Source organism: Rhodococcus sp. EPR-157 (assembly GCF_001647195.1).
In the GTDB taxonomy this organism is placed as follows: domain Bacteria; phylum Actinomycetota; class Actinomycetes; order Mycobacteriales; family Mycobacteriaceae; genus Rhodococcoides.
In genome coordinates this window covers 1-3,535 of record NZ_LVCV01000569.1, presented here as the reverse complement: position 1 = coordinate 3,535, position 3,535 = coordinate 1, and the positions used below count along the sequence as shown (strand labels likewise).

4 protein-coding genes are annotated in these 3,535 nt (G+C 65.8%); 2 read left to right on the top strand and 2 right to left on the bottom strand.

Features of this window, described 5'->3' with window-relative positions; translation table 11 throughout:
• The coding region (locus A2J03_RS24995) for an MMPL family transporter (RefSeq protein ID WP_156520575.1) at positions 1–1,327 on the top strand (1,327 nt) is incomplete at its 5' end.
• Positions 1,328–1,343: 16 nt separating this feature from the next.
• Here the strand turns inward: A2J03_RS24995 and A2J03_RS24990 are convergent.
• Positions 1,344–1,667, bottom strand: a complete 324-nt coding sequence (locus A2J03_RS24990) for a hypothetical protein (protein WP_068379501.1) — start codon at positions 1,665–1,667, stop codon at positions 1,344–1,346.
• Positions 1,668–1,988: 321 nt separating this feature from the next.
• On the opposite strand from A2J03_RS24990, the gene A2J03_RS24985 reads away from it, so the two are divergent.
• Positions 1,989–2,504 carry a putative glycolipid-binding domain-containing protein gene (locus A2J03_RS24985; RefSeq protein ID WP_068379498.1) on the top strand — a complete coding sequence of 172 codons (516 nt, stop codon included), beginning with the start codon at positions 1,989–1,991 and terminating at the stop codon, positions 2,502–2,504.
• Here the strand turns inward: A2J03_RS24985 and A2J03_RS24980 are convergent.
• On the bottom strand, positions 2,477–3,430 hold the full coding sequence (locus A2J03_RS24980) for a prephenate dehydrogenase (RefSeq protein ID WP_068379495.1): 954 nt from the start codon (positions 3,428–3,430) through the stop codon (positions 2,477–2,479). The genes A2J03_RS24985 and A2J03_RS24980 overlap by 28 nt on opposite strands.
• Between the last annotated feature and the right edge of the window lie 105 nt (positions 3,431–3,535).

The window sequence follows — 3,535 nt, the reverse complement described above, 5'->3', positions numbered from 1 at the left end:
CTTCCGCTACCGAGAACGGCTTCGTGGCGGCGACACGCACACCGAGGCTCTGCTGTTCGCGGTGACGGTGGTGGGAAAGGTCGTCGCATCCTCGGCGCTGACGGTGATCGGCGCATTCGCGGCCCTTCTGCTGGCTCAACTCGGCTCGCTCAGCACACTCGCGCCGGGCCTGATCATCGCGGTTGCGGTCATGCTCATCACGGCGCTGACGTTGGTGCCCGCATTGTTCACCGTGCTGGGTCACCATCTCTTCTGGCCGCTCGGGCACGGACACAGCAGTGTCAGAACGCCGTTCGACTCGGTCGGGGAAACGATCGCGCGGCGCCCGGGGTTGATCGCCGGTGCCATCGGATTGGTGCTCGTCGTACTCGCAGTGTTCTCCTCGGGATACACCTCCACGTACAACACGCTCGACGAGCTGCCGTCGAGTACGTCCTCGCAGCAAGCGTTCGACACGTTGAATCAATCGTTCCCCGCGGGTGCACTCAGCCCCACTCAGATCTACGTGACCGGGGACGGCCCGGTGTCGCAACAGGTACTCGGCGCGATCTCGTCGGACGTCGGACAGGTGGCGGGGGTGTCGTCGGTGTCGCCGCCCAGAATCAGTCAGGACGGCACTGCTGCGGTGATCAGCGCTGTGCTGCAGGACGATCCGTACTCCAACGTCGCTCTCGACCTCGTGGAGGGGCCGGTCCGCGACGCCGCGCACAGCGCCGCTGTCCCCGGAGTGAACGTACTCGTCGGCGGCCAGACATCGACCTTCGTCGATGTGCGCGAGCAGTTGCAGGCCGATACTCGCCTCGTCTTCCCCGTAGCTGCCGTGATCATCGCGATCATTCTTGCGCTGTTGCTGACAGCAGTGATCGCACCGCTGAATCTGCTCGTCTGCGTTGCTCTCACCTTCGCCGCGACGCTCGGCAGCGTCGTGCTGGTCTTCTTGCGGTTCGTCGGATACGACGGCATCGACTTCTCCATACCGATCGTGCTGTACCTGTTCGTCGTCGCGATCGGAACCGACTACAACATCCTGATCGCGTCCCGCTTGCGTGAGGAATTCCAGAACGGACATTCACCGCGCGAGGCTGCGCGAGAAGCCGTCGCGAACGACGCGCCGACAGTTGCCGCTTCCGGTTTGATCCTGGCGCTGACGTTCGCGTCGCTCATGCTGACGGGGCTGGCGAACCTGGCCGAGCTGGGGTTCGGCGTCGCGGTGGGTGTGACGATTGCGGCTCTGCTGATGGCGCCGCTGCTGGTGCCGAGCCTGTCGGCGCTGCAAGGTCGGGTGTTCTGGTGGCCGATGCGCAGGTCGTCTGCCGTGCGTGAGTAGTGACGGCGGGCGGTTCCTACCAGGGTTTGATCGGCGGCTTGACCCACATGATCTTCTCGTCCACGTGCTGTGGCGACGCGGACGGGTGCGTCGGGTTCGCCGATGCCCACTCGTTCTTGCTGACGAGCAGTTCCGCGGCCATCGACCACGTCTCCATGCTGCTCGGGGGAGTGATGTCGGCTGCCCTCGCGAGTTTGCGCCGCACGGTGTCGGTCAAGGCCAGCAGCTCGGGGCCGTCGATGCCTCGCTCCCAGATGTAGCGCGCGAGTGCCGTCGCCTTGTCCTGTCGACTTTTCGCGGCCTGCTCGGAGTGCGCGAAGTCGAAGCCACCTCCGGTCACACGGCCAGACTAGTGAGCGTGAGGAGTTGAAGACAGATGTTCACCTGTAACGGACGTCACGTGAACCCGGCGAGAAACCCGTCGTTTCGCCGTTGGGTCGAGCTCCGTTCAGGGTAAGCCCGGACCGCTGACGGGAGAAAAATCAGCACCGCTTGATCTGTCGGCCCCGCTGTCGCTTACCGTAGTCGAGTGACCACTCCAACATCGGGTGTAGAAGCAGCCTCCACCCCAGACCCGTCGGGCCTTCCCACAGCGGCTCCAGCCTCGTCCACGCAGACCTGGCCGGCGATCCTGACGTGGCGCGCGCACGATGCTCCCCGGATGGAGTCGGTTCGCGTCCAGCTCAACGGCAACCGCATCAAGGCCGCCGGGCGGATCATCGGCGGCGCTTGCTCGGAACACCCGGCGTTCAGCGCGTCGTACGACCTGGTGACCGACGAGAACGGCGTCACCCGACGGCTCTCGCTGCGCACTTCGGTCGCGGGCGGCGAGAAGCAGGCATCGGTCAGTCGCGACGACGAGGGCTACTGGATGATCGAAAACTCGTCCAATCACCAGCGCTCCACCTACAACGGTGCACTCGACGTCGACGTCGTGCTGAGCCCGTTCTTCAACACCCTGCCGATCCGCCGCCTCGGACTGCACACCTATTCGACCGACGTCCAGGTCCCTGTGGTCTACGTGAACCTGCTCGACCTGAGCATTCAGGAAACAGCCCTCACCTACAGCAGCGGCTCCGACGGAATCCACGTGCTGTCGCCGGTGTCCAGCTCCTCCGTGACCGTGGACGCCGACGGATTCGTCATGGACTACCCGGGGCTCGCCGAGCGGATCTGACGCACGACGCCACCTCGTCTCCCGGCTGCCCGGAACTTCTCCAGCCAGCCGGGTTCGCCAGGTTCGACGTCGGTGATGTCGAACCGCTCGTGCTGTTCGTACAGGGTGCGCGCAGCGTGCCCAGCGGCGACGAGCGTCTTCGTCGACCGTTCGGTGACCAGTTCCTCGCGCGCCCTGGTCAGCAGGGCCAACGCGTCGTCCAGTGCATCGGTGAGCGCGTCGGCGTTGCCTTCGCACATGGCCCGGACCAAATCGGGCGACGACGACGCAACCCGAGTTCCGTCGCGGAACGAACCTGCGGCCAGTCCCATCGCAAGCGGGCTGACAGCGCCGACCGACGCCAGCGCCTCGGCCAGTAGATGAGGCAGATGGGAAATGCGTGCGACGGCTCGGTCGTGCTCGTCGCTGACGGTCGGAACGACGACCGATCCGCAATCCAGTGCCAGCGAGGCGACCTCACGCCAGACGTCGGGGTCGGAACCGTCGTCGACGGTCACCACCCACACCGCGTCGCGGAACAGGTCGGGATCCGCCGCAGACCAGCCTGAGTGGTTGGTGCCTGCCATCGGATGCCCGCCCACGTATCGGGCCGCGAGCTCGTGCCGTGCCACCGCCTCGGCGACCTCGACCTTGACGCTGACGACGTCGGTGATCGGATTGTCGGGCGCGTGTTCGGCAATGGCGTCGAGAATCGAGTCGACGGCGGGCATCGGCACCGCGATGACGATGAGCGCGCCGGACGCGGCTGCCCGTGTGAGGGCCGCTGTCAGGTCGGTGCCGGTGTCGTACCCGGTGTCGGCGGAGCCTGCGATCGCATCGGCCGAGCGGTTGTATCCCCACGCGGTTCTGCCAGCGCGAACAGCCGCTCGAAGCACGGATCCGCCGATCAGGCCGAGCCCGAGGACACAGACGGGAGCAGTAGTCACCCGACCAGGTTTTCACACGGGCAAACAGGGGCGACCGCGGTGGACTTCATTTTGAGGTAGTCCGGCGACTACCGTTGCGCGCATGGCTGCACAGCGCGGGAGTAA

Bases quoted from the DNA above. Each gene is read 5' to 3' on its own strand.
- A2J03_RS24985 (WP_068379498.1), top strand. From the start codon at position 1,989: ATGGAGTCGGTTCGCGTCCAGCTCAACGGCAACCGCATCAAGGCCGCC.